This is a genomic window from Sphingomonas adhaesiva (assembly GCF_002374855.1).
Taxonomy (GTDB): Bacteria; Pseudomonadota; Alphaproteobacteria; order Sphingomonadales; family Sphingomonadaceae; genus Sphingomonas; species Sphingomonas adhaesiva.
In genome coordinates this window covers 88945-114137 of record NZ_NWVC01000002.1, presented here as the reverse complement: position 1 = coordinate 114137, position 25193 = coordinate 88945, and the positions used below count along the sequence as shown (strand labels likewise).

The window sequence follows — 25193 nt, the reverse complement described above, 5'->3', positions numbered from 1 at the left end:
CGACGCACAACAGGGGAGAGGGAAGGATGGGCAGGATGCATATGCGCGCCGCGATCGTGTCGGCGCTGGCATTGGCGATGGCGGCGCCGTCCGTCGCGCAGCAGGGGACGGATATCCTGTCCTATGCCGTGAACGACGTGGCGGCGGGCTGGGTGCCCTATGGGGGGAACCACAAGGCGCGCGGGATCGAGGATGCCGGCGTGCAGGGCGGCCGCGCGATCCGCATCGAGGTGAAGGCGCCCGGCGCGCATCCGTGGGACGATGGCGCCAACGTGCCGATCACCCGCGCGGTGGCGAAGGGCGATCCGCTGGTCTTCGCCTTCTGGGCGCGCGCGCCCAAGGCGGCGGCGGGCGAGCGCGTGACGCTGCCGTTCGCGGGGATCACGCAATCGCACGCGCCCTATGACCAGGTGCTGAAGGGCGCACCGACGATCGGGAGCGACTGGGCGATGGTGGAGCTGCGCGGCGTCGCCGATCGCGATTACCCGGCGGGCGAATTGCAGGCGTCCCTGCAACTGTCGGTCGCCAACCTGACGGTCGATCTGGGGCCGGCCTTCGTGCTGGACCTGAAGCGCAAGGCGGGTGCCGCACCCGCCGCCGCCAACACTGCGCCGCTGCCTTCGACCGCGCACGCGATGGGCGCGACCAACCAGGAGGCGCATCGCCCGATGGCGGTGCCCGCCGGTCGCCCGACCTGGGCGGACGAATTCGACGGGACTGCGATCGACCGCGCCAACTGGCGGTTCGACACTGCGCGCAACGCCGCCGGCTGGTACAATAACGAGCGCCAATATTATGCCGACGGCCGCCCGGAAAACGCGCGGATCGAGAAGGGCGCGCTGGTGATCGAGGCGCGGCGCGAAACGCTGCCCAAGGCGCGCTTCGCCGACTGGGGCGGGGAGGATTACACCTCCGCGCGGATGGTGACGCGCCGGACGCTCGGCTACGGCTTTTACGAGGTGCGCGCGACGCTGCCGTGCGGGCGTGGCAGCTGGCCGGCGATCTGGCTGCTGCCCCCCGATGGCGCATGGCCGGACGCGGGCGAGATCGACATCATGGAGATGGTCGGATCGGAGCCGGAAATGTCCCACGCGACCGTGCACAGCGCCGCGTACAACCACGCCAGCAACAGCCAGCGCGGCGCCCAGACGCGCGTGGCGGGCGCCTGCACCGCGGCCCACGACTATCAGCTCGACTGGCAACCCGATGCGATCACCATCGGCGTCGACGGCCGGTCGTACATGCGGGTGGAGCGCAAGCCCGGCGACGGGATGCGCGAATGGCCGTTCAATCGCCCCTACAATCTGATCCTGAACGTCGCGGTCGGCGGCGACTGGGCGGGGGCGAAGGGGATCGACGATGCCGCCTTTCCGCAGCGGATGACCGTCGAGCATGTCCGCTTCTGGGCCGCGCCGGCGGCGAAATAGCCGCTACCGGGCGGCGCAGTGGCGCGCGATGAAGTCCGCATGGGACGGCATCGCGCGCGTCTGCGCCAGGATCGCGTGGCGCAGGCGCTCCAGCGTCCCGGCCAGCCGATCCTCGTCCAGCACGTCGACGACCGGGTCGTAGGCGGCGGGGACGATCCCCTGACCCAGTAGCACCGCGGTCCAGCTGGCGAGCGAGAACAGTTCGTCGTCGTAGCGGAAGAAGCGGCCGTGGACGCGGAACAGCTCGATCTTGCGGCGCAGGCTGTCGGGCACCTCCATCGTGCGCACGTGTCGCCAGAACGGCGTGTCGTCGCGCTGCGTCGCGTGATAGTGCAGGATGATGAAATCGCGCACGCCGTCATAGGCGCCGCGCATCAGCCGGTCATATTCCTCCGCCTCCACCGGTGAGAAGCCGGCGTCCGGGAACAGCGCCAGCAATTTGGCGATGCCCGTCTGTATGAGGTGGATCGAGGTCGATTCCAGCGGCTCCAGGAACCCGCCCGCCAGCCCCAGCGCGACGACGTTGCGGTTCCAGAACCGCCGCCGTCGCCCGGTGACGAACGACAGCCGGCGCGGCTCGGCCAGCACCTCACCCTCCACCGCGTCCAGCAGCGCGGCCTGCGCGGCATCGTCGTCGACATGCGCGCTGGAATAGACATAGCCGTTGCCGGTGCGGTGTTGCAGCGGGATGCGCCATTGCCAGCCCGCACCCTGCGCGATCGCGCGGGTATAGGGGACCGGCGCGCCGTCGCGCGCGGTCGGGACGGCGACGGCGCGGTCGCACGGCAGCCAGTGGCGCCAGTCCTCATAGCCGCTGGCCAGCGCGCCTTCGATCAACAGCCCGCGAAAGCCCGAGCAATCGACGAACAATTCGCCATCGACGCGCCGCCCGTCCGCCAGCCGCACCGCCTGGACGAAGCCGGTATCGGCATGCTGCGCGACATCGGCGACCCGCCCCTCGATCCGCTCCACCCCGCGCGCCTCTGCATAATCGCGCAGGAAGCGCGCATAGCGCCCGGCGTCGAAGTGGAAGGCGTAGGGGAGCGGGAAGGGTGCCTCGCCCTCCGCGACGCGCGCGAACCGCCCCGCCGACGCCGCCACCGCGCAGGGGGCGTAATGCCAAAGGTCGGCGCAGCGCCGCTGCCCGGCCAGCTTCAGGAACAACTGGTGGAAGCTCAGCCCGTCGATATCCTGGCCGAACTGGCCGAACGGGTGGAAATAGCGGTCGCCGACCGCGCGCCAGTGTTCGAACTGGATGCCGAGCTTGAACGTGCCGCCGGTGGCGGCGACGAACGCATCCTCATCGATGCCCAGCATCCGGTTGAACGTCTGGATCGTCGGGATCGTCGCCTCGCCGACCCCGACGGTGCCGATTTCCTCGCTTTCGACCAGGCGGATGCGCGTGCGCGCGCGCGGCAGGAAGCGCGACAGCGCGGCGGCGGCCATCCAGCCGGCGGTGCCCCCGCCGACGATCACCACCTCGCGGACGGGAAGCGCGGTCATCGGATCAGTCCTTCCAGAAACATGCGGTGATCGGGCGCGGCGGCGACCGCGGCGGTCAGGCGGCGGTCGATCGCGTCCAGCAGATGCCGCTCCTGTTCGGCATCGCCCCCCTGCGGCAGGCGCGCGGGGCGGATGCCGCGCCCGAACAGGATCTGCGCCCAATCGTCACGCGCAAAGCCCTCGCCATCGCGTTGCCGCCAGCGCAGCCGCCGCGCGAAGTCGGTGACGGTATCGCGCAGCGTATCGGGCGCGTCATCCGTCAGCGGCAGATGCGCGAGCAGCAGGTCGCGCAGCCGGTCCGCTTCCTCATTGGCGGTGCGGTTGTAGTGGTCGACCTCCACCGCGGCGAGGTCAGCCCCCGGCAGCAGCGCGACGATCCGGTCGATCCCGGTATGCAGCCAGTGGAACGGCAGGCCCTGCACCGGCGGCAGGACGACGTGTGCCTCTCCGACGGCAACGACATTGCCGGTCCAGCCGCGCTGCCCGCGACCGGGGACAAGCGTATCCGCATCCGCCGCCCCCGCGCGGGCGAGGCGCAGGTGGATCGTGCGGTCCGGCAGATGGGTCGCGACCGTGATCGCGTCATCCGCGATCGTCATCCGGTCGAGCGAGGGGAGCGCCGGGTCCGCCGGTGCCGAGGTGATCGTCAGCGCGGTGTAGGGGAACCATCCGCTCCAGTCGTCCCACGCCGCCTCCTCGCCGGGCGGGGCGAGCCGCCGCTCGCGTCCAGTCGCATCGACGTAAAGGTCCGCGGTCAGGTGCGTGCCGTCCGCCAGATGCAGCGCGGTCACGCCGCGGTCTCCGTGCGCCACGTCCGCCAGCGGGGCGGCGGGCACCATCACGCCGCGATGCCGGGCGTAGCCCTCCACCGCGCGCGCGTAGCGATCGGGGTCGAGCACCAGCCCGAAGATCGCCTCCGCCAGCGCGGGATCGCGCGAGGGCGCCTTGCCCGCCAGCCCCAGCCGCGCCCCCGGTGCGTAATCATGGAACGGCCGGGTGCCGTGCGCCGCCCAGACGGCGGGAAAGGGGCGGGCGCCGATGGCGTGGCCGACCGCGCCATAGGCATGGAGGTAATCGTCGCGTCCCGACACCTGCGTCCCCAGCCGGATCGCGCCGCCCGCACGCGCCAGCGCATCGCGCCAGTCCCAGCCGATGTCGGCGTGGAACGGCAGCGCGGCGGGCGTGGTGGCGCCGACCACGTCCACCATCGCGCGGTGGCGGGCGGCGTGCGGGACCATCGCGACGCGCACGCCGGGCAGCCGCACCGCCAGCGCGGCGGCGGCGGTCCAGGCGGCAATCCCGTCGCCGACCACCGCGATGGTACGGATCGGCGCGCTCATGCCGCGGCGCCGATCGACGCGATATAGTCGCGGTGGTCGGGCATCGCGCGCGCGGCGGCGGCGGTGGCGGCGTGCAGCCGCTCGATCGCGCGCGCCAGTTGCGTTTCGTCGGGCGCGTCGGCGCGCTGGTCATACCCCGTCGGCACGACCCTCTGCCCCAGGTAGACCGCGATCCAGCTCGGTTCCAGGAACACCCCCTCGCGATAGGTTTCGACGCGCCCGCGCGCGCGGAACAGCGCCATCTTGCGCGCCAACGTGTCGGGCACCGCCATGGTGCGCATCTGCGTCCAGAACGTCGAATCGTCGCGCTCGGTGGCATGATAGTGGAGGATCAGGAAGTCGCGGATGCGGTCATATTCGATCGCCAGCACGCGGTTGAACTCGTCGCGGTCGGCGGGGTCGATCGTGCCGTCCGGGAACAGCTCGACCAGCGCGGTGATCGCGATCTGGATCAGATAGATGCTGGTCGACTCCAGCGGCTCCAGGAACCCGCCCGCCAGCCCGATCGCGACGACATTGTCGACCCAGCCGCGCGGGCGCCGCCCGGCGCGGAAGCGCAGTATCCGCGGCTCGGCCAGCGCCGGTCCCTCGATCGCGGCGAGCAGCGCGTCGCGTGCGGCATCGTCATCCAGATGCGCGCTGGAATAGACATAGCCGTTGCCGACGCGGTGCTGCAGCGGGATTCGCCAGCGCCACCCGGCGGGCATCGCCACCGCGCTGGTATAGGGAAGCAGCGGGCCTTCGGACGCGCACGGCACCGCGACCGCGCGGTCGCACGGCAGCCAGCGCGACCAGTCCTCGAACGGCTCGCCCAGCGTGTCGCCGATCAGCAGCGCGCGGAACCCCGAACAGTCGACGAACAGGTCGCCCGCCACCGCGCGCCCGTCCGCCAGCCGCACTGCGGTGACGCGGCCGTCGCCGGCATCGTGCTCCACCGCCACCACGCGCCCCTCGATCCGCTGCGCCCCGTCCGCCTCCGCCCGCGCGCGCAGATAGGGCGCGTAGCGGGTGGCATCGAACTGATAGGCATAGCCATAGGTCGACAGCAGCGATTCGGGGTCGTCGGCGGGCGGGGCGAAGCGCGCGGCGCGCGCCGCGACGACCGGCAGCGAGAAGTCCTGCAACCGCCCGATCTGCCCGGCGCGCGCCAGATAATGGTGAAAGCCGACCCCGTCGGTATCGCGCCCGAACACCCCGAACGGGTGGATGTAGCTGTCACCGATGCGCGCCCAGTCGCGAAACTCGATCCCCAGCTTGAACGTCGCGCCGGTCGCGCGCATGAAATCGGCCTCGTCGATGCCGATCCGGGTGTTGAAGGCGCGGATGTGCGGCAGCGTCGCCTCGCCCACGCCGACGATGCCGATCTCCTCCGACTCGATCAGCACGATCTCGGCCTGCGCGGCGGGGACCAGCCGGGCGAGCGCTGCGGCGGTCATCCATCCGGCCGTGCCGCCGCCGACAATCACCACCCGCATCGCCTGTCGCCCCCTCCGCGAACCCCTTGCTGTGGTAACGTTACCACAGTCCCGCGCCCGCTTTGGGACGCTCTAGAAACTTTTGTGTTTTTGTCTATTGTGAACGTTCTCTTTGCGCGTATGGCGCATCGGGAGCGGCCGGAACCGGCCGACGAGAAACGTACCGCTTCGGGGGGGATATCGAATGAGCCATCGGATCGATTCGCGCATCGCGCGTCGCGGCATCGCGCAGTTGCTGGGCACCGGCGCATCCGTCTGGGCGCTGGCCGTCGCCGCGCCCGCCATCGCACAGGTCGCGCCCGCGACGCCGCCGCAGGGCGACGCCGCCGCCACCGCGCCCGACGCCCCCGCTGAGGCGGGCAACGAGATCGTTATCACCGGCATCCGCGCCAGCCTCGCCAATGCGCAGGACCTGAAGCGCAACGCCGATACCGTCGTCGACGCGATCACCGCGCAGGATATCGGCGCGCTGCCCGACCGTTCGGTGACCGAGGCGTTGCAGCGCGTGCCGGGCGTGTCGATCACCCGCTTCGCCGCGGGCAGCGACCCGGACCATTTTTCGGTCGAGGGATCGGGCGTGGTCATCCGCGGGCTGAACTACGTCCGGTCGGAGTTCAACGGCCGCGACACCTTCTCCGCCAACGGCGGGCGCGCGCTCAACTTCCAGGACGTCTCCCCCGAGCTGCTCGGGTCGGTCGAGGTCTACAAGAACATGACCGCCGACCAGATCGAGGGCGGGATCGCCGGATCGGTCAACCTCAACACCCGCAAGCCGTTCGATAGCCGCGAGTCGGTCGCCTATCTGTCCGCCGACATGAACTACGGCGATTTCGCGGAGAAGGGCGGGCCGGCGGTGTCGGGGCTCATCACGCACAATTTCGATACGTCGATCGGCCGGTTCGGGGTGATGGCGGGCGCGTCCTATTCGCAGCTGTTCAGCCGCGCCGACGGGCTTCAGGTCACCAATTACCAGGCGCGCTTCAACGGTTCGCGCGACATCAACGGCGATGGCGTGAACGAGACGGACACGATGCCGGGGCTGGCCGCCGGGCAGCTGGTCTATGCCCCGGTCGGCGCCGGCGCCCGCACGCAGCAGTTCAACCGCGAGCGGTTCGGCGCGGCGGCGGCGCTGCAGTTCGAATCGAACGACAAGTCGCTGCTGGCGACGCTGCAGTTCGTGCGCAGCGACGCCAAGCAGACCTGGGGCGAGCATACGGTGGAAACCGCGCCCGATTCGATCGACCGGCTGACCTTCCCGGCGGCGGGCACCAGCTACACCTATGGCGACGACGGGCTGTTCCGCACCGGCGTGATCTCGATCGATCGCGGCTACACCCCCGCCGGCGGGCAGCAGCGCGGCATGATCACCCAGCTGTCGAACCGCGGGGTGCAGGGACGCGCGATCACCAACGACTTCGGCGGCAACGTGAAGTGGCAGGCGACCGACCGGCTGTCGTTCAACTTCGACGGCCAGTATGTCGAATCGACCACGAAGCAGACCGACCTCTCGGTCTATGGCGCGACCTTCGCCGATGTGGCGCTGGACGTTACCGGCGACACCCCCGACATCCGGTTCGTGGCGCCCAACGGGCAGGACAGCGGCGCATATTTCGCCGATCCGCGCAACAGCTACTATCGCGCGGCGATGGACCATTTCGAGGACAACAAGGGCCACGAATGGGCATTCCGCGGCGATGCCACCTATGATTTCGACGATGCCGGCTTCCTGAAGCGTGCCAAGGTCGGCGCGCGCTACGCCGATCGCGACCAGACGGTGCGCTACACGCTCTACAACTGGGGCGTGCTGAGCGAGACGTGGTCGGGCAGCGGCCCGGTGACCTTCGCGGATACGCAGCCGGGCACCTATGGCTTCGACAGCTTCGACAACCAGTATCGTGGCAACGGTCCGGCGGGGCTGGGTTCGTTCTACATCAACGGCAACCCGGCCGCCGATTACGCGCGGGTCGCCGCGCAGGCGCAGGCGATCAACGCGATCTGGCAGACGCAGAAGGGCGCCAATGCCGGCGGCTGGGTGCCGACCGGCCAGCGCGCGGGCGTGCTGACGGGCACGCCGTTCCTGCCGAACGAGGTCTATACCAACTCTGAGGAGACCAAGGCGGCCTATGCGCGGCTCGACTTCGGGACGCAGGGCACCGACCTGCTGGGCGGGGTGAAGCTGTCGGGCAATATCGGCCTGCGCTACGTCCAGACGACCGACGACGCGAACGGCTTCTTCACCTTCCCGACGCAGGCGCAGATCATCGGCAGCGGCGGCAGCGTCGGCGCCTTCTGTTCGCAGCCGGCGCAGACCAGCCCCTTCTGTCAGCTGACCGCGGCGCAGCAGCAGTCGATCCTCGCCTTCTCGAACGGCGCGGCGGTCAACCAGGTGACGCGCAACCGCTTCGACCACTGGCTGCCCAGCTTCAACCTGAAGGTCGGGCTGACGCCGAACCTGATCACGCGCTTCGCCTATTCCAAGGCGATCTCGCGCCCGGGCTTCGACCAGTTGCAGAGCACGATCCAGATCGCGCCGGCGACCGGCATCTCGGTCTTCCGGCTGGACGGGACGACGCGCAATTCGAACGCGCTGCTGCGCCCGGTCGAAGCGAACCAGTTCGATCTGACCGCCGAATGGTATTTCGCGCGCGTCGGCACGCTGACCGCGGCGCTGTTCTACAAGGACCTGAGCAACGTCATCGTCTCGAACGTGGCGCAGACGCGGTCGTACACCAACAACGGCGTGACGCAGGACGTGCTGTTCGTCGGCCCGCAGAACGCCGAGGGTCACAGCAATGTGAAGGGGTTCGAGGTCTCCTACCAGCAGACCTACGATTTCCTGCCCGGCTTCCTGTCGGGGCTGGGGGTGCAGGCCAACTACACCTACGTCGATCCGTCGAACATCCCGCAGGGCCGCGCGGCGCAGGCGACGTCGCCGACCACCACGATCGACGTATCGCGCCTGCCGCTGGAAGGCCTGTCGAAGCATACGGTGAACGCCACCGTCTTCTACGAAAAGGGGCCGTTGTCGCTGCGCGCGGCGTACAATTGGCGGTCGAAGTACGTGCTGACGGTGCGTGACGAGATCGCGCCGTTCCTGCCGATCTATTCGGGCAACTTCGGCCAGCTGGACGGGACGATCCTGTATACGGTCAGCAAGCAGTTCAAGATCGGCGTGCAGGCGGTCAACCTGCTGGACAGCGTGACGAAGACCTATTCGGTCATCAACGCCGAAGGCCAGCTGGCGCCGCGCAGCTACTTCAAGAACGACCGGCGCTTCGCGCTGACCACGCGCATCCAGTTCTGAGGATGCGCCACCTGCTCGCGGCGGCGGCGGCGCTGTCGGCGACGGCTGCCGTCGCCGAGCCGCCGGTGTCGGCGGTGCGGGTCAGCCAGCTGGGGCTGGAGCCGGCCGCCGGGCAGCGCGTCGTGATCGTCACGCGCGCCGCCGGGCCGGTGGCGTGGCGGGTGCGCGACGCCGGCGGGCGGGTCGTCCTGCGCGGCGTAGCGCCGCCCGCGCGCCATGCCGCCGATGCGGGCGAGACGGTGACCGCGATCGACCTGCCGCAGGGGTTGGCCCCGGGTAGCTACCGGATCGAGGCGGGCGGCGCGGTCAGCCGGCCGATCACGGTCGCCGCGCGTCCGTTCGCGCCGCTGCTGCGCGACGCCATGTCGTTCTTCTATCAACAGCGCGCGGGCGTGCCGATCCTGGCGCGCTACGTCCAGCGACCCGATCTGGCGCGGCCGGCCGGGCATGTCGGAGAAACCGCCAGCTGCTTTGCCGGCGTGGACGAACGCGGCGTGCGCTGGCCGGGCTGTGCCGGGCGCTATGACGTGGGGGGCGGCTGGTACGACGCCGGCGACCGCGGGAAATATGTCGTCAACGCCGGCATATCGGTGTGGATGATGCTCGACTCTTACGAGCGTGCGCCTGCATCGGACGCGCTGCGCGACGGTGCGCTGGCACTGCCGGAGGCGGGCAACGGCGTACCCGATGTGCTGGACGAGGCGCGCTACGAAATCGAATGGATGCTGCGGATGCAGTTGCCCGGCGGCGCGCGCGCCGTCGTCGCCACGCCTGACGGGCGTGCGACGCGCACGATCGCGGCGGGCGGCATGGCGTGGCACAAATTGGGCGACACCGTCTGGGCGCCGGTGCCGATCCGCGTCGAGGACGATCACGGCACGCGCGCCCTCTATCCGCCGTCGACCGCGGCGACGCTGAACCTGGCGGCGGTGGCGGCGCAGGCGGCCCGCATCTGGCGCGACATCGACCCGGCGTTCGCGGCGCGGTGCCGCGCGGCGGCGTTCGCCGCCTTCGCCGCGGCGCGGCGCGAACCGGCGGTATATGCCGAGCCGCGCTTCACCGGCAGCGGCGCCTATGAGGATGCCGCGCTGGACGACGAATTCTTCTGGGCCGCGGCAGAGATCGTCGCCACGACCGGCGATCCCGGCGCGCTGCGGCTGGTCGAACGATCGCCGCTGGCGCGCGCCGCGTCGGCCGCGACGCCGGGCTGGGCGACCACGGGCGCGGCCGGGACGATCGCGATCCTGCGTCACCCCGCCGCCTTTCCGCCGGTGCTGGTCGCGGCGCAGCGACGCGCCTTGCTGGCCAGCGCCGATGCGTATCTCGCCGACGATGCGCGCCAGCCGTATCGCTACCCGGCGGCGTCCGGCGCGACGCAATGGGGGTCGAACGGCGACCTGTTGTCGCGCGCGGTCGTGCTGGGCACCGCCTGGGACCTGACCGGGCGCGCGGCCTATCGCGCGGCGGCGCGCGATGCGCTGGACTATGTGCTGGGACGCAACCCGCTCGACCGTTCCTATGTCTCCGGCATCGGCGCGCGCCCGATGCGCTTTCCGCACCACCGCTTCTGGGGCGCCGGGATCGACCCGCGCTTCCCTTCGCCGCCTCCCGGCGCGCTCTCGGGCGGGCCGAACGATACGGCGATGAGCGATCCCGTCGCGAAGACGATGGCCGGGAAATGCCGCCCGCAGACGTGCTGGCGCGACGATGCGCGCGCCTATTCGCAGAACGAGGTCGCGATCAACTGGAACGCCGCGCTGATATGGGTCGCGGCGTTCCTGGACGACACGCGCGGGCGGTGACGATGCGCGGGCCGATGCTTGACAGTCGCGGGCGTGCGAAACAATCCGCCCATCATGCCCACGGGTGCCGAGCGGGTCGGTGCCACGCGACATTGACGGAGTAATCTTATGGCCCGCCGGCGACAGGCCGTCACGATCCGCCATGTCGCGGCCGATGCGGGCGTCTCGCTCCAGACCGTCAGCCGCGTCATCAACAACGAACCCAATGTCCGCCCGGAAATGGCAGAGCGGGTGCAGGCGTCGATCGCGCGGCTGGGCTATGTCCCGTCGATCGCGGCGCAGCGGATGAGCGGGTCGCGATCCTATCTGATCGTCGCGCTCAACGACCGCGAACGCACGCTGGCCGACTGGCGCAGCCGGCAGGGCAGCGACTGGGTCAACCAGATGCTGCTGGGCGGGATGCTCACCTGCGCCGCGCACGGCTATCGCATGATCGTGGAGTTGGTCGACACGCACAGCGCGCATATCGAGCGCGAGCTGTCGGGCGCGATCGCGGCGCTGCAACCCGATGGCGTGATCCTGACCCCGCCGCATTCGGCCAACCCGCTGATCCTCGATTTCCTGGAAAAGCGGCAGATCGTGTTCGCGCGGATCGGATCGTCCGCGCCCGGCCCGGGCTTCGCGCTCAGCACCGATGACGAAGGCGCGGCGCGCGATGCGACCCGCCACCTGATCGACCTGGGGCATCGCCGCATCGGCCTGATCGCCGGGTCGGACGAATACGAACAGAGCGCGTGGCGCGTCGCCGGCTGGCGCGCGGCGATGGCCGCCGCCGGTCTGGAATCCGCCGATCTGCTGGCGCCGGGCGACTTCAGCTTCGCGTCGGGCACGCGCGCGGCGCACGCGCTGCTCGACCTGGCCTCGCCGCCGACCGCGATCATCGCCAGCAACGACCAGATGGCGCTGGCCACGCTGGACGTCGCGCGGGAACGGGGGCTGGCGGTGCCCGATGCGCTGTCGCTGGTCAGTTTCGACGATACGCCGATCGTCCGCTACACCCATCCGCCGCTGGCCGCGGTGTCGCAACCGATCGCCGATGTGTCGGCGCGCGCGGCGCAACTCATCATCGACCGCACGATGGGGCGCGCGGTGGACGGCGACCCGCTGGTGATCCCGTCCACCTTCGTGCCGCGCGGGTCGATCGCGCCGCCACCGCCGCGCTGAACGGGCGCCCCTTGGCGCGGGCGGCCCGCCATGGTTAGGGAGGCGGCATGACGGGGATGGAATGGACCGCGACGCTGCTGGGCATCGCCTGCGTAGCGCTGGCGGGGCGGCGCAGCGTGTGGACCTTCCCGACCGGGATCGCCTCGGTCGTGCTGCTGGGCATCGTCGTCTTCCGCGAGCGACTGTATTCCGACGCGCTGCTGCAGGTCTTCTTCGTGGCGGCGAACCTCTATGGCTGGCTCCACTGGTCGCGTGCCTCCGCCGCGACGGGCACGGTGGCGGTCGAGCGGCTGGATTGGCGCGCGCGGCTGGCCTGGGGCGGGGGCATCACGGTGTCGGCGCTGCTGTGGGGCATGGCGATGCACCACTGGACCGATGCGTCCTATCCATGGTGGGACGCCGGGATCGCCGCCGCCAGCGTCGCGGCGCAGCTGCTAATGGCGCGCCGCAAGCTGGAAAATTGGGCGCTGTGGATCGCGGTCGATATCGCGTCGGTGCCGCTGTACCTGGCCAAGGGGCTGTTCCTGTTCGCCGCGCTGTACCTCGTCTATCTGCTGCTGGCGGTGATCGGGCTGGTGGCGTGGTGGCGCACCGCCGCGGTGGCGGGCGACGGCGCCGATCGTGGCGGGGCGGCGGTGGCGGCGGCATGACGCGGCTGCGCACCATCTGCCTGCACGGCCCGGAAAGCACCGGAAAGTCGTCGATGGGGCCGCGGCTGGCGGCGCAGTTCGATTCGGCCTACGTCCCCGAATTCGGCCGCACCTATTGCGAGCAATATGGCACCGACCTGACCATGGCCGATCTGGTGACGATCGCGCGGACGCAGGATGGCCGGGGGCGCGCCGCGGTCGCCGCCGGCGCCACGCCCGTCATCCTCGATACCGATCCGCTGATGACCGCGGTGTGGGCCGACATGATGTTCGGTCGCCGCGATCCGTGGTTCGCCGCCTGGAACAACCCGGCCGACCTGTACCTGCTGTTCGATATCGACCTGCCGTGGCAGGCGGACAGCGTGCGCATCTATGGCGGCACGGCCGAACGCGCGCGCTTCATGGACCTGTCGCGGCGCGAGCTGGAGCGGCGCGGCGTGCGCTGGGCGCTGGTGCAGGGGGAGGGGAGCCGGCGCTACCTCAAAGCGCTTGACGCGATCCGCGCCGCCGGCTGAGCGGCGACCGCGCGTGCGCGCGCGGCCGCCGTCATTGACGGATCAGTGGATGTCGGGCGCGTTCGCGGCCTGCTGCGTCGGCGCCAGCTTGGTGTTCAGCACCCAGCCGACATTGTCGTTTTCGTCCGCGACCTCCCACCACAGGCCGTTCTTGTTGCCGGTGGGATAGACGATGCTACCCGCCGGGATCGTGCGGATCACCTTGGCCGATGCGACCGCGGAGGCGCGCAGCGCGACCGGCGCCTGCGCGGTAAAGGTCTTGGCCGGGGCGGCCTGCGCCGTGCCCGCCGCGCCGGGAGTGATGAGGCCCAGCGAGCCGACCATCTTCGAATAGGCCTGGATGAACGACAGCGTCACGATCCGGCCGATGTCGGTATTGTCGTATCCGCCGCCCACCGCGCCGCCGATCGCGTAGAAGCCGCCGCCGCCGATCGACAGGTTGTTCTTCGCGGCATAGCCTTCCTCGGTGGCGATCGTCTCGGTCGTGCGCACGTTGGTGAGCGACAGGACGGTGTTCGCCTCCATCTTCTTGCTCTTGATGCCGCCCAGCAGGCCGCCGACGCGCCCGCCCAGCAACCCGCCGATCCCGCCGGCGACGCCGCTGCCGCTGGCATCGCTGTTGGCGCCCTGCACCTCGGCGACCAGCACGTAGTCGGCGGCCTTCACCTGGCCTTGTCCGACGTTCGAGCCGCGCTGCAGGCCCAGGTTGCCACCGATCGCGCGCTCACGCTCCGCCGCGTTCAGCCCGCTGCCGCGATCGACCAGGTTGAAGCAGCCCGACCGCGCCACCAGCACCTTCAGCAGCTTCGACGGCGGGGCCAGCGACCAGGCGGTCCAATAGGAGGTGTTGTCGCCGTCGACGATCGACAGCGTGCCCAGCTTGCGCGTGCAATGGGGAACGTCCGCCGCGGTCTTTTCCTGAAGCTTCTGGCCGGACGACGCGCCTGCCAGCCGCTGCGCCGATGCCGGTGCGGCCATCGCCAGAACGGCGCACACGGCCGCTCCCGTCAGCATGGTGGCGAACGAACGGTTCCTCATCGCAATCCCCTTTGCATCATGCCGCTCCCCCGCACCGCACGATCCGTCAGGGCAGGCGAGCGGCCACCCAATGACGCGCCTGCCCCTAGCACCGCGACCGTTGCTGCGCTAGGCGCGCGAGGATCATGGCCACACCGCTCGACAAGATCCGCAATTTCTCGATCATCGCCCATATCGACCACGGCAAGTCCACGCTCGCCGACCGGCTGATCCAGCGCACCGGCGGCCTGTCGGAACGCGAAATGAGCGCGCAGGTGCTCGACAACATGGAGATCGAGAAGGAGCGCGGCATCACCATCAAGGCGCAGACCGTGCGCCTGGAATGGAAGGGCCATGTCCTGAACCTGATGGACACGCCGGGCCACGTCGACTTCGCCTATGAGGTATCGCGCAGCCTGGCGGCGTGCGAGGGCGCGTTGCTGGTGGTCGATGCCGCGCAGGGGGTCGAAGCGCAGACGCTGGCCAACGTCTATCAGTCAATCGAACACGACCATGAAATCGTGCCCGTCATCAACAAGATCGACCTGCCCGCCGCGGAGCCTGAGAAGGTGCGGCAGGAGATCGAGGACGTCATCGGCCTGGACGCCAGCCATGCCGTTCTGGCCAGCGCCAAGTCGGGCATCGGGATCGAGGAGATCCTGGACGCGGTGGTCGAGCGGATCCCCGCGCCCAAGGGCGATCCGGCCGCGCCGTTGAAGGCGATGCTGGTCGACAGCTGGTACGACCCATATCTGGGCGTCATGATCCTGGTGCGCGTGATCGACGGCACGCTGAAGAAGGGCCAGCAGGTCACCTTCATGCAGGCCGGGACGCAGCATCTGATCGACCGCGTCGGCTGTTTCCGGCCGAAGATCGAACAGCTCGCCGAACTGGGGCCGGGCGAGATCGGCTTCATCACCGCGCAGATCAAGGACGTGGCGCAGGCGCGCGTCGGCGACACGCTAACCGATGCGAAGAAGCCCGCGGCGCAGGCGCTGCCGGGGTTCAAGGAAGTGCAGCCGGTGGTGTTCTGCGGGCTGTTCCCCGTCGATGCCAACGACTTCGAGAAGCTTCGTGAGAGCATCTCGAAGCTGCGCCTGAACGATGCCTCGTTCAGTTTCGAGATGGAGACGTCGGCGGCGCTGGGCTTCGGCTTCCGCTGCGGCTTCCTGGGGCTGCTCCACTTGGAGATCATCCAGGAGCGGCTGACGCGCGAATACGACCTCGACCTCATCACCACCGCGCCCAGCGTGGTCTATCAGATCGAACTGACCCACAATGGCGGGCACATCGACCTGCACAATCCCGCCGACATGCCCGATCCCAACAAGATCGCGTCGATCGCGGAACCGTGGATCGAGGCGGTGATCTACGTCCCCGACGAATATCTCGGCTCGATCCTGAAGCTGTGCCAGGACCGCCGCGGGATCCAGAAGAACCTGACCTATGTCGGCGGGCGCGCGCAGGCGACCTACGAACTGCCGCTCAACGAAGTGGTGTTCGACTTCTACGACCGGCTGAAGTCGCTGTCGAAGGGCTATGCCAGCTTCGACTATCACCAGATCGGCCACCGCGAAGGCGACCTGGTCAAGATGAGCATCCTCGTCAACGAGGAGCCGGTCGATGCGCTGTCGATGATCGTCCATCGCGGCACCGCCGAAACGCGCGGGCGGGGCATGTGCGAGCGGCTGAAGGAACTGATCCCGCGGCACCTGTTCAAGATCCCGATCCAGGCCGCGATCGGCGGCAAGGTGATCGCGCGCGAGACGATCAGTGCGATGCGAAAGGACGTGACCGCGAAATGTTACGGCGGCGACATCACGCGCAAGCGCAAGCTTCTGGAAAAGCAGAAGAAGGGCAAGCTGAAGATGCGCGAATACGGCTCCGTGCAGATCCCGCAGGAAGCCTTTATCGCGGCACTGCGGATGGGCGACGAGAACTGATCCCTGCCGATCGGTTGTATCCGGCCGGATACGGTGCGATGGTGATGCCATGCGCCGCCTGATCGCCCTGCTGTCCGTCCTGCTCGCCCTGCTGACGCTGCCGGTGGCCGCGCAGACACGCGCGCCACTGGTGCTGGCGGCGGCGAGCATGCAGGAGGCGCTGACCGATGCCGCCGGCGCCTGGGCGGCGCGCGGGCATCCGCGCCCGGTGCTGTCGTTCGCGGCGTCGTCGGCGCTGGCGCGGCAGATCACCGCGGGCGGGCGCGCCGACCTGTTCGTGTCCGCCGATACCGACTGGATGGACGTGGTGGCGAAGGCCGGGCTGGTCGTGCCGGGCACGCGCGCGACGCTGGTGCGCAACCGGCTGGTCGTGGTCGGCCCGGCGAACGGGCGATCGGTGGTGGCGACACGCGGCGCGGCGCTGGCGAAGGTGCTGGCGGCGGGGCCGCTGGCGATGGCCGATCCCGCCGCCGTGCCGGCCGGCAAATATGGCGAGGCGGCGCTGCGCCGGCTGGGCGCGTGGGACGCGGTGGCACCGCGCGTGGTGCGGGCGGAAAACGTCCGTGCCGCGCTGGCGCTGGTCGAGCGTGGTGCGGCCCCCTATGGCATCGTCTACGCCACCGACGCACTGGCGGCGCGCGGCGTGCGGATTGCGGGCGTGTTCCCGGCGCGCAGCCATGCGCCGATCGTCTATCCGGTCGCGCGGCTGACCGGCGGCGAGGCGGGCGGCGAGGCGGAGGGCTTCCGCCGCTTCCTGCTGTCGCGCGCGGGGCAGGCGATCCTGACGAAGCGCGGGTTCGTGCGGCCTTGAGCGCCGAACTGGCGGGGATCGTCCGGCTGACCCTGTTGATCGGCGGCATCGCGACGCTGGCGGCGCTGCCGCCCGCCTTCGCCGTCGCCTGGGTGCTGGCGCGGTGGCGCTTTCCCGGAAAGGTGCTGCTCGACGGACTGGTCCATCTGCCGCTGGTGGTGCCGCCGGTGGTCACCGGCTGGGTGCTGCTGATCGCCTTCGCCCCCGCCGGGCCGGTGGGCGCGGTGCTGGAACGCTGGCTGGGGATATCGGTGCTGTTCCGCTGGACCGGCTCGGCGATCGCGGCGGCGGTGATGGCCTTTCCGCTGATGGTCCGCGCGATGCGGCTGTCGATCGAGGCGGTCGACCGCCGGCTGGAACAGGCCGCGCGCACGCTGGGGGCGGGGCGATGGCGGACCTATGCCACGATCACGCTGCCGCTGTCGGCGCCGGGCGTCGCGGCCGCGGCGGTGCTGGGCTTCGCGCGGTCGATCGGGGAGTTCGGCGCGACCATCACCTTCGTCTCGAACGTGCCCGGCGAGACGCAGACGCTGCCGCTCGCCATCTATGCCGCGCTTCAGCGGCCCGGCGGCGAGGGGGAGGTGTGGCGGCTTGCGGCGGTGTCGGTCGCGCTGTCGCTGGCGGCGCTGGTCGTGTCGGAACTGCTGGTACGCCGCGCGGGGGAGGGCGTGCGTGTCCTTTGACGTCGACGTCACCGCACGGCGCGGCGCGGGGGAGGTCGGCGCGTGCTTCACCACCGGCGACGGGCTGACCGTGCTGGTCGGCGCATCGGGCGCGGGCAAGACCAGCCTGCTGGACATGATCGCCGGGCTGCTGCGTCCGGCGCGCGGGCATATCCGCGTCGGCGGCCGCGCGCTGTTCGATGCGGATGCCGGCATCGACCTGCCGCCGGAGCGCAGGAACGTCGGCTATGTCTTTCAGGACGCGCGACTGTTTCCGCACCGCCGCGTGCGCGCGAACCTGTTGTACGGGGCGAGCGACGATCGCCGGCTCGATGATGTCGCGCGCGTGCTGGACATCGCGGCGCTGCTCGATCGCTGGCCGCGTTCGCTGTCGGGCGGGGAGGCGCGGCGCGTCGCGATCGGTCGCGCGCTGCTCAGCGACCCGGCGTTGCTGCTGCTCGACGAGCCGCTGTCCTCGCTCGATCCCGCGCGGCGCGAGGAGGCGATGCGCGCCATCGCGCGCGTGCGCGATGCGCGCGCGGTGCCGATCCTGATGGTCACGCACGACCGCGCCGAGGCGGAGCGGCTGGGCGACCGGATCATCCCGATCGGCGGATGACGCCGGTCAGGCGGCGTCCGCGGTACCGTCCAGCGCGCCGCGCAGCCGCACCGCCATATCCTCCAGCGTGACGCGCCCGGCATTGGCGGTGATCTCGTCCGGCGCGCGCAGCAGGTCGGCGATCGCCAGCTGCATCTGGGTCACGTGGTCGATCGCCTGGAGGCTGGCCATATGCCGGCGCAGCGTGTCGCCATCGCTGCCCAGGTCATAGGCCAGGTCGCCCAGGATATTCGACGCACGCACCAGTTCCTCGGCCAGCGCCTGCACCAGCGTGCGGGGCATCGCGGCGTCCTTGGGGTGAAAGGCGCTGCCCATGGCGGTTACTTGCTGCACATCTTCAGGACGCCGGCGGCTAGACCATCGGTCGCCACCGGCTGCGACACCAGCCCGCGCGTCAGGTTGAAGCCGCCGCCTTCGGCCGGGGCGAAGGCATAGCCGCCCGCCGCCGACAGCGCCTTCAGCCCGCCGGCGCCATCCTCGTTGGCATCCAGCAGCAGCACGCCGACGGCGTTGCTGGTCGCGGCCTTGGCGGCGGAGGCGAACAGCAGCGAGATCGACGGCCGTTCGCCGGCCACCGGATCGCGCGCCAGCAGCCGCAGCGATCCCGACGGCCACTGATCGATCACCAGATGCGCGTCGGCGGCGGGCGCCAGGTAGATCGTGCCCTGTTCCAGCGCCATGCCCTCGGCAGCGATCACCACCTTGGGCGCGACCTGCTCGGCCAGCTTCTCGGCCATGCTCTCGACCAGCCCCGGGCCCAGATGCTGGACGACCACGGTCGGCGGGCAATTGGCGGGAAAGGCGCTGAACAGGTCGAACAGCCCCTTGGTGCTCGACGCATCGCCGCCGACCAGCAGCAGGCGGCCGTTCCAGTCGATCGGCGCGATCCGCGGTGCCGGCTTCGCGGCCTTGGGCTTCAGATCGGCCTTCTTGGCCGCCTTCAGCCGCTTGGCCAGCTTGGCGATGATCGCGTCCAGTTCCGCCGGCGCGGCGACGCGCGGCTTGGGGAAGCAATCCAGCGCGCCCAGCCGCAGCGCCTCGATCGATTCGGCGGCGCCTTCCTGCGTCCGCGTGGAGAACATGATGACGGGCATGGGCTTCGTCTCCATGATCTCCGCCAGGTAATCGAGGCCGCTCATCCCCGGCATCTCGACGTCCAGCGTCATCACGTCGGGATGCGCCGATTCCACCAGCGACCGCGCTTCGGCGGCGCCGTCGGCCATGCCGACCACCTCCACGCCGGGGATCCGCTCCAGCGCGCCGGAGATGAGCGCGCGCATCGTCAGCGAATCATCGACGACCAACACCCTAGTTCCGGCCATGGCTCAACCTGCTCCTGAATTTACGCTGATACTGTTGATAACAAAGGATGTGATGATCGTCTTACGCGGCATCCGCCAGCGTCACCCGCTCCACCAGGCGCTCCAGCGCGAGGATCAGGATCAGCCGCTCGTCGATCGTCGCCAGCCCGTCCAGGAACTGCGCCGCCGCGGTATCGCCCATGTCGGGCAGCGGCTGCATGTCGTCCGCCGACACCGACACGATGTCGTTGACCGCATCGACGATGATGCCCTGCAACTGGTCGCCGATCCGCACGACGATGATGACGTGGCGCGCGCTCGGCTCGGTCATGCCCCAGCCCAGGCGATAGCGCAGGTCCAGCACCGGCAGCACCACGCCGCGCAGGTTCACGACGCCGCGGACATATTCCGGCACGTTGGGCAGCGGCGTCGCCGGCGACCACGCGCGGATTTCGCGGATCGCCATGATATCGACGCCCAGATACTGGTCGCCCAGCTGGAAGGTGATGAGCTGTCGCGAGGCGGTGTTGGTTTCCACGGTCATGGTGCGGTTCCTCAGTGCAGCACGCGCCGGATCGCGGCGGCAAGCTTTTCGGGGTGGAAGGGTTTGACGATCCAGCCGGTGGCGCCGGCCCGGCGCGCGCGCTGCTTCTTTTCGTCCGAGCTCTCGGTGGTCAGCACCAGGATCGGCAGCGTGCGATTGCCTTCGTCGCGCAGGTGCTCGATCAGGCCGAAGCCGTCCATGCGGGGCATGTTGATGTCGGTGATGAGCAGGTCCGGCTCTTCGCCCGGCTGAAAATCCGCCAGGGTTTCGAGCGCATGGACGCCGTCTTCGGCCTCGATCACATGGTACCCCAAATCGGTCAGCGCGGCGCGCAGCAGCATTCTCATGCTCGGCGAATCGTCCACGGTCATGATCGTCTTGGTCACGGTATGCGGCTCCCTGGCAGGGTGAGGGGTGGTCATCAGAAAAACTCGACGTCGCCGAGCGCGGCCGGCGGCGGCGCGACGGGCACGGGGCGAATGACGGCGGGCGGCGGTGCGTCGTTGACGACGCGGCACCGGGCCAGGCCCAGCGCGGCACGGAATTCGACCCGGCGCGCACCGGTCCCGCCGACATCCTCGCCGACCAGCGGGATCCGCTCGTCCGCCAGGAAACGGCGCGCGAAGGCAATGTTCGCCCCGCCGATGTCCTTGAAACCGCGATGCATCGTCGCACCTCCGAAAATCCGTGCCTTCATGCGGTGTCGTACCGCACCCATCGACAACATTTCGTTGATGAGCACTTCCATCGCATAAACACCGTATCGCTGCATCGAGGCGGCGTCGGTCGCCTGCCCTTCCGCCAGCAGATAATGGTTGATGCCGCCGATCTTCGCGACGGGATCGTAGAAACACGCCGCGACGCAGCTGCCCAGCACGGTGGTGAGCACCACGTCGGGATCGCGGCTGACGCGGGTCTCGCCCTGCGCCACGGTAAGACGGCGGAAGCCGTCCTGGCGGGTCAGCGCGTTCATGCGCGACATTCCTGAAGCAGGCGCGCCGCGATCCGGCGCAGCGGCAGCTGCTGCGTCACCGCGCCGATACGGTGCGCGACGGCGGGCATGCCGTAGACGACGCTGGTGGCCTCGTCCTGGCCGATGGTGATCGACCCGCGATCGCGCATCGCCTTCATCCCCTCGGCGCCGTCGCCGCCCATCCCAGTCAGGATCGCACCGACCGCATCCGCGCCGGCGACGCGCGCCACCGAATGGAACAGCTGGTCGACCGACGGCTGGTGCCCGCTGACGCGCGGTCCGGGGACCAGCCGGCAGTGGCGCTTCACGCCGCCGGCGATCTCCAGATGCTTGTCGCCGCCGGGCGCAAGGTAGATCTTGCCGGGGATCAGCGGCGCCCCCGCGCGCGCTTCCTCCACCGACGGCCGGCACAGCCGGTCGAGCCGCGCGGCGAAGCTGGCGGTGAAGCTGGGGGGCATGTGCTGGACGATGACGGTCGGCGGGCAGTTGGCCGGGAAACCGGTCAGCAGTTCGATCAGTGCCTCGACCCCGCCGGTCGACGCGCCGACCGCGATCATCGCGCCCTCGCGCGGGCGATATTCGGCGGCCTCGGCCGGTGCGGACGGGGCGCTGGCCGGCGCGGCCACCGGCATCGGGCGGACCATGCGGTTCTTGGTCGCGGATGCGGCGCGTACCAGCCCGGGCAGGCGGATCGCATCCGCCTGGTTGCGCAGCGTCAGCTTGTCGAAACAGTCGAACGCACCCAGTTCCAGCGCGGCGATGCTCGCTTCGGCCCCCTCGGATGTCAGCGTGGACAGCATCACGACCGGGGTCGGGCGCAGCCGCATCAGCCGCTCCAGGAACTCCAGCCCGCTCAGCCCCGGCATCTCGATGTCGAGGGTCAGGACGTCGGGGTCCAGCTCCTTGATCTTGGCGCGCGCCTCGTCGGCGCTGGCGGCGGTGCCGACCACCTCGATCGCGGGATCGGCCGACAGCGTGCGGCAGATCAGCGCCTGCATGGTGATGGAGTCGTCGACGACCAGGGCACGAACGCTCATGCGGAGACTTTCAGGTAAGCGGTGCGGCCGACGCATTCGAAGCGCCGGGCGACCTCGGGAGCGAGGCGTTCGGAATGGCCGATGTACAGCATCCCCCCGACCTCCAGCTTGTCCGCAAGCCGCGACTGGAGCCGCGCCTTCGTCGGATCGTCGAAATAGATCATCACATTGCGGCAGAAGATCGTGTCGAACCGCGTCTTGATCGGCCAGTCGCCAAGCAGGTTGAGCGGCAGGAACGAAATCGCCTCGGTCAGCAGCGGATCGACCGACAGCGCGTCGCCGGTGCCGCGCACCCATGCGGAGCGCAGCGCCGCGGGCACCGTGCGCAGCGTCGCTGCCGGATAGCGGCCGGCGCGCGCGGTTTCGAGGACGCTGGGCGACACGTCGGTGGCCAGCAGCTTGAAATCGCGCTTCAGCAGCCGCTGCGCCGCCGCCTTGTCGGTGCCCAGCGCGGCCATCAGCCACGTATAGGGCTCTTCCCCGCTGGAGCAGGCCGCCGACCACAGCCGCACGCGGCCGCCGCTGTTCAGCCGCTCGACCAGTCCGGGCCACATCCGCTCGACGAAATCGTCGAAATGGTGGTTCTCGCGGAAGAAGCTGGTGTGGTTGGTGGTGAGGGCGTCCAGCGCCCGCCCGCGTTCCGCCTCGTCCCGCTCGATCAGCTTCACATATTCGCCGACCGACGTGAGGCCGCAGGCGCGCACCCGCGGGGCGAGCCGGCCGTAGACCAGCTGCGCCTTGCCTTCCGGCAGCAGGATGCCCAGCTCGTCATAGACCAGGGTCGCGATCGCGCGATGGTCCTGCGGCTCGAACCCGAACTCCCGCACGGGCGGCGGCGGGGTCGCCGGAAGGGCGGCGGCGCGGCTCATGCGGCGTGCGCCAGGGCCGGGCGCGGGGCGCGGACGCGGCGCGCGGTCAGCGCATCGACGTCGATGATGAGCGCGACGCGGCCGTCACCCAGGATGGTGGCGCCGGCCAGCCCGTCGATCGCCTGGTAATTGGCTTCCAGGCTCTTGACGACGACCTGCCGCTGATCCTGGATCGTGTCGACCAGCAGTGCGGCCTGGCCCTGCGCGCCTTCGACCACGATGAGGACCGCCTTGCCCGGGTCGCGCTCGCCCTGGTTGATGCCCAGCTGCTCGCCGACCGGGTAGATCGGCACGTACGATCCGCGCACGTCCAGCACGGCGCCGTCCGGGCCGATCGCGGTGACCGCCCGGTCGCTGGGGCGCAGGCTTTCGACGATATGGCTGAGCGGGATGACATAGGTCTGGTCGCCGACCGTCACGATCATCCCGTCGACCACCGCCAGCGTCAGCGGCAGGCTGAGCGAGAAGCTGGACCCCTGGCCCAGCTTGGAATGGATGCCGATGCGCCCGCCCAGTGCCTGGACGTTCTTGCGCACCACGTCCATGCCCACGCCGCGGCCGGAGATGTTCGAGACGGTGGACGCGGTGGAGAAGCCCGGCGCGAAGATCAGGTTGTCGATCTCCTCATCGCTCAGCGCTGCGTCGGGGGCGATGATGCCGCGTTCGATCGCCTTGGCGCGCACGCGGGTACGGTCGATGCCGCGGCCGTCGTCGGCGACGGTGATGACGATCCGGCCGGACTGGTGCGCGGCCGACAGCCGCACGACGCCCTCCGACGGCTTGCCCGCGACGGCGCGCTCCTCGGTCGTCTCCAGCCCGTGGTCCACGGCGTTGCGGATCAGATGGGTCAGCGGTTCGCCGATGCGCTCGACCACGGTCTTGTCGACCTCGGTCATCTCGCCCTCGATCTCCAGCCGCACGCGCTTGCCGGTTTCGCCTTCCAGCTCGCGGATGATGCGCGGCACGCGGCTGAACACGGTCTTCATCGGCTGCGCGCGGATCGCCATGGTCGATTCCTGCAGCTCGCGCGTCAGGTGATCGAGGTCGGTCAGCTCGGGTACGCCGCCCATGTCGTTGCACGACAATCGCTGCGCCAGCATCGCCTGGGTGATGACCAGTTCGCCGACCAGGTTGACCAGCCGGTCCAGCTTGTCGAGGTCGACGCGGATCGTCTGCGCGACCACCGGCGCCGCCGGAGCGGTGGCCGGGGCCGGCACCGGGGCGGCGACGGGCTTGGGCGCGGGGGCCGCCACCACGACGGGAGCGGGGGCAGGGGTGGGAGCGGGGGCCGGTGCGGCAACCGCCGCCGGTGCCGCCGCTACCGGGGCGACCGCGACCGGTTCCGGTGCGACCTCGACCACCGGCGCGGCCGCGACCGGCACGGCGGCGACGGCCGGCTCCTCGGCGGTGTTGATCGTGACGGTGCCGCCTTCGCTGAATTCGAAGACCGCCTTGATGTCCTCGGCATCGACACTGGCCGGGATCGCGACTTCCCAGGCCAGGTACGAGGATTCCGGATCCATCGCGGTCAGCGACGGCAGCGTGCTGGTATCGCACGCGATCACCCGCCCGCCCATGCGCACCAGTTCGCGCACCAGCAGCAGCGGCTCGGCACCATTGTCGAAGGCGTTGGGATTGGGCCGGAAATGGACGCGCCATTCCGCCGCGGCGGGTGCGGCGGCCTCGTCGGCATCCTCCTGCGCGCCGCCGGTGGGGCCGCCGACGTCGTCCAGCATCGCCATCAGATCGTCGAAATCGTCGGAGACCCCCACGGCCGCTTCGACCGGGGCATCGACGACGATGTCGGCGACGGCGGCGACCGGCGCGGCGGGTTCGGCGGCATCGACGTCGCCGTTGGCCGCGGCAATCAGGCGTGCCAGCATCGCGGCATCGTCCGGCGCGGTGCCGCCGTCGCGCGCGGCGGCGACGTGATCGGCCAGCATGTCGAACGCGGCGACGATCAGGTCGACCAGCGGCGGCGTCAGCGTCAGCGCGTTGCTGCGCAGCAGGTCGAGCAGCGTTTCGTACTGGTGGGTATAGGCCTGCAGTCGCTCGTGCCCGAACGCGCCGGCCCCGCCCTTGATCGAGTGGACGGCGCGGAAGATGCCGTTGATCGTTTCGGCGTCATATTGATCGGCGCGGATGGCGGCGAAGCTGCCTTCCATGCCCGCCAGGCCTTCCTCACATTCCTGGAAGAAGATCTGCTGGATGGCGTCGAGATCCATGGGTGCGATCCT

At 70.1% G+C, this 25193-nt stretch carries 22 protein-coding genes; 10 read left to right on the top strand and 12 right to left on the bottom strand.

Going from position 1 to position 25193, the window contains the following annotated elements; genetic code table 11:
* Positions 1-35 precede the first annotated feature (35 nt).
* On the top strand, positions 36-1427 hold the full coding sequence (locus COA07_RS18540; protein ID WP_245842019.1) for a family 16 glycosylhydrolase: 1392 nt from the start codon (positions 36-38) through the stop codon (positions 1425-1427).
* 3 nt (positions 1428-1430) lie between these two features.
* Here the strand turns inward: COA07_RS18540 and COA07_RS04990 are convergent, their stop codons facing one another.
* From COA07_RS04990 to COA07_RS04980, 3 genes are read right to left on the bottom strand one after another with little or no spacing between them, the layout of a single operon-like run.
* The gene (locus COA07_RS04990; RefSeq protein WP_066711568.1) at positions 1431-2930 is read right to left on the bottom strand and encodes a tryptophan halogenase family protein; all 1500 of its coding nucleotides are present in this window, start codon (positions 2928-2930) and stop codon (positions 1431-1433) included.
* Positions 2927-4270: a tryptophan 7-halogenase gene (locus tag COA07_RS04985; RefSeq protein ID WP_096640564.1), complete on the bottom strand. Its 1344-nt coding sequence runs from the start codon at positions 4268-4270 to the stop codon at positions 2927-2929. The genes COA07_RS04990 and COA07_RS04985 overlap by 4 nt, the downstream gene beginning before the upstream one ends.
* Positions 4267-5745: a tryptophan halogenase family protein gene (locus tag COA07_RS04980; RefSeq protein ID WP_083957057.1), complete on the bottom strand. Its 1479-nt coding sequence runs from the start codon at positions 5743-5745 to the stop codon at positions 4267-4269. The genes COA07_RS04985 and COA07_RS04980 overlap by 4 nt, the downstream gene beginning before the upstream one ends.
* Positions 5746-5929: 184 nt before the next feature.
* On the opposite strand from COA07_RS04980, the gene COA07_RS04975 reads away from it, so the two are divergent.
* From COA07_RS04975 to COA07_RS04955, 5 genes are all read left to right on the top strand, one after another.
* Positions 5930-9049, top strand: a complete 3120-nt coding sequence (locus COA07_RS04975) for a TonB-dependent receptor (RefSeq protein WP_096640562.1) — start codon at positions 5930-5932, stop codon at positions 9047-9049.
* A gap of 2 nt (positions 9050-9051) precedes the next feature.
* Positions 9052-10851 carry a glycoside hydrolase family 9 protein gene (locus COA07_RS04970; protein WP_096640560.1) on the top strand — a complete coding sequence of 600 codons (1800 nt, stop codon included), beginning with the start codon at positions 9052-9054 and terminating at the stop codon, positions 10849-10851.
* Positions 10852-10959: 108 nt separating this feature from the next.
* Positions 10960-12015, top strand: coding sequence for a LacI family DNA-binding transcriptional regulator (locus COA07_RS04965; RefSeq protein ID WP_066711911.1), 1056 nt, complete (start codon positions 10960-10962; stop codon positions 12013-12015).
* A gap of 47 nt (positions 12016-12062) precedes the next feature.
* Positions 12063-12665 carry a nicotinamide riboside transporter PnuC gene (pnuC, locus tag COA07_RS04960; RefSeq protein ID WP_066711913.1) on the top strand — a complete coding sequence of 201 codons (603 nt, stop codon included), beginning with the start codon at positions 12063-12065 and terminating at the stop codon, positions 12663-12665.
* Positions 12662-13180, top strand: a complete 519-nt coding sequence (locus COA07_RS04955) for an AAA family ATPase (protein ID WP_066711915.1) — start codon at positions 12662-12664, stop codon at positions 13178-13180. The genes pnuC and COA07_RS04955 overlap by 4 nt, the downstream gene beginning before the upstream one ends.
* A 42-nt stretch (positions 13181-13222) precedes the next feature.
* On the opposite strand, the gene COA07_RS04950 is transcribed toward COA07_RS04955, so the two are convergent.
* A complete protein-coding gene (locus tag COA07_RS04950) occupies positions 13223-14218 on the bottom strand; it encodes an SH3 domain-containing protein (RefSeq protein WP_373853918.1) in 996 nt (331 codons plus the stop codon).
* A gap of 125 nt (positions 14219-14343) precedes the next feature.
* Between COA07_RS04950 and lepA the strand changes: the two genes are divergently transcribed.
* The 4 genes from lepA to COA07_RS04930 are packed head-to-tail and all read left to right on the top strand — an operon-like array spanning position 14344 to position 18232.
* Complete coding sequence (gene lepA / locus COA07_RS04945; protein WP_066711917.1) at positions 14344-16140, top strand: translation elongation factor 4; 1797 nt, start codon at positions 14344-14346, stop codon at positions 16138-16140.
* A gap of 49 nt (positions 16141-16189) precedes the next feature.
* The gene (gene modA, locus COA07_RS04940) at positions 16190-16951 is read left to right on the top strand and encodes a molybdate ABC transporter substrate-binding protein (protein WP_096640558.1); all 762 of its coding nucleotides are present in this window, start codon (positions 16190-16192) and stop codon (positions 16949-16951) included.
* Complete coding sequence (gene modB / locus COA07_RS04935; protein ID WP_066711646.1) at positions 16948-17634, top strand: molybdate ABC transporter permease subunit; 687 nt, start codon at positions 16948-16950, stop codon at positions 17632-17634. The genes modA and modB overlap by 4 nt, the downstream gene beginning before the upstream one ends.
* Positions 17624-18232 (top strand): ATP-binding cassette domain-containing protein, encoded by a 609-nt coding sequence (locus COA07_RS04930; protein WP_066711647.1) that lies wholly within the window; start codon positions 17624-17626, stop codon positions 18230-18232. Before modB ends, COA07_RS04930 begins: the two co-directional genes overlap by 11 nt.
* Positions 18233-18238: 6 nt before the next feature.
* Here the strand turns inward: COA07_RS04930 and COA07_RS04925 are convergent, their stop codons facing one another.
* The 8 genes from COA07_RS04925 to COA07_RS04890 all read right to left on the bottom strand — a co-directional run bounded on the left by COA07_RS04925 (position 18239) and on the right by COA07_RS04890 (position 25181).
* Complete coding sequence (locus COA07_RS04925) at positions 18239-18514, bottom strand: hypothetical protein (protein ID WP_245842018.1); 276 nt, start codon at positions 18512-18514, stop codon at positions 18239-18241.
* Between the two features lie 38 nt (positions 18515-18552).
* Positions 18553-19539, bottom strand: coding sequence for a chemotaxis protein CheB (locus COA07_RS04920; RefSeq protein ID WP_245842017.1), 987 nt, complete (start codon positions 19537-19539; stop codon positions 18553-18555).
* Between the two features lie 76 nt (positions 19540-19615).
* On the bottom strand, positions 19616-20077 hold the full coding sequence (locus COA07_RS04915; RefSeq protein WP_066711650.1) for a chemotaxis protein CheW: 462 nt from the start codon (positions 20075-20077) through the stop codon (positions 19616-19618).
* Positions 20078-20088: 11 nt separating this feature from the next.
* A complete protein-coding gene (locus COA07_RS04910) occupies positions 20089-20463 on the bottom strand; it encodes a response regulator (RefSeq protein WP_066489543.1) in 375 nt (124 codons plus the stop codon).
* Positions 20464-20498: 35 nt separating this feature from the next.
* A complete protein-coding gene (locus tag COA07_RS04905) occupies positions 20499-21050 on the bottom strand; it encodes a chemotaxis protein CheD (protein WP_425442583.1) in 552 nt (183 codons plus the stop codon).
* A complete protein-coding gene (locus COA07_RS04900) occupies positions 21047-22087 on the bottom strand; it encodes a protein-glutamate methylesterase/protein-glutamine glutaminase (RefSeq protein WP_066711652.1) in 1041 nt (346 codons plus the stop codon). Before COA07_RS04900 ends, COA07_RS04905 begins: the two co-directional genes overlap by 4 nt.
* Complete coding sequence (locus tag COA07_RS04895) at positions 22084-22956, bottom strand: CheR family methyltransferase (RefSeq protein WP_066711653.1); 873 nt, start codon at positions 22954-22956, stop codon at positions 22084-22086. The genes COA07_RS04900 and COA07_RS04895 overlap by 4 nt, the downstream gene beginning before the upstream one ends.
* Positions 22953-25181: a chemotaxis protein CheA gene (locus tag COA07_RS04890; RefSeq protein WP_096640556.1), complete on the bottom strand. Its 2229-nt coding sequence runs from the start codon at positions 25179-25181 to the stop codon at positions 22953-22955. The genes COA07_RS04895 and COA07_RS04890 overlap by 4 nt, the downstream gene beginning before the upstream one ends.
* Positions 25182-25193 lie beyond the last annotated feature (12 nt).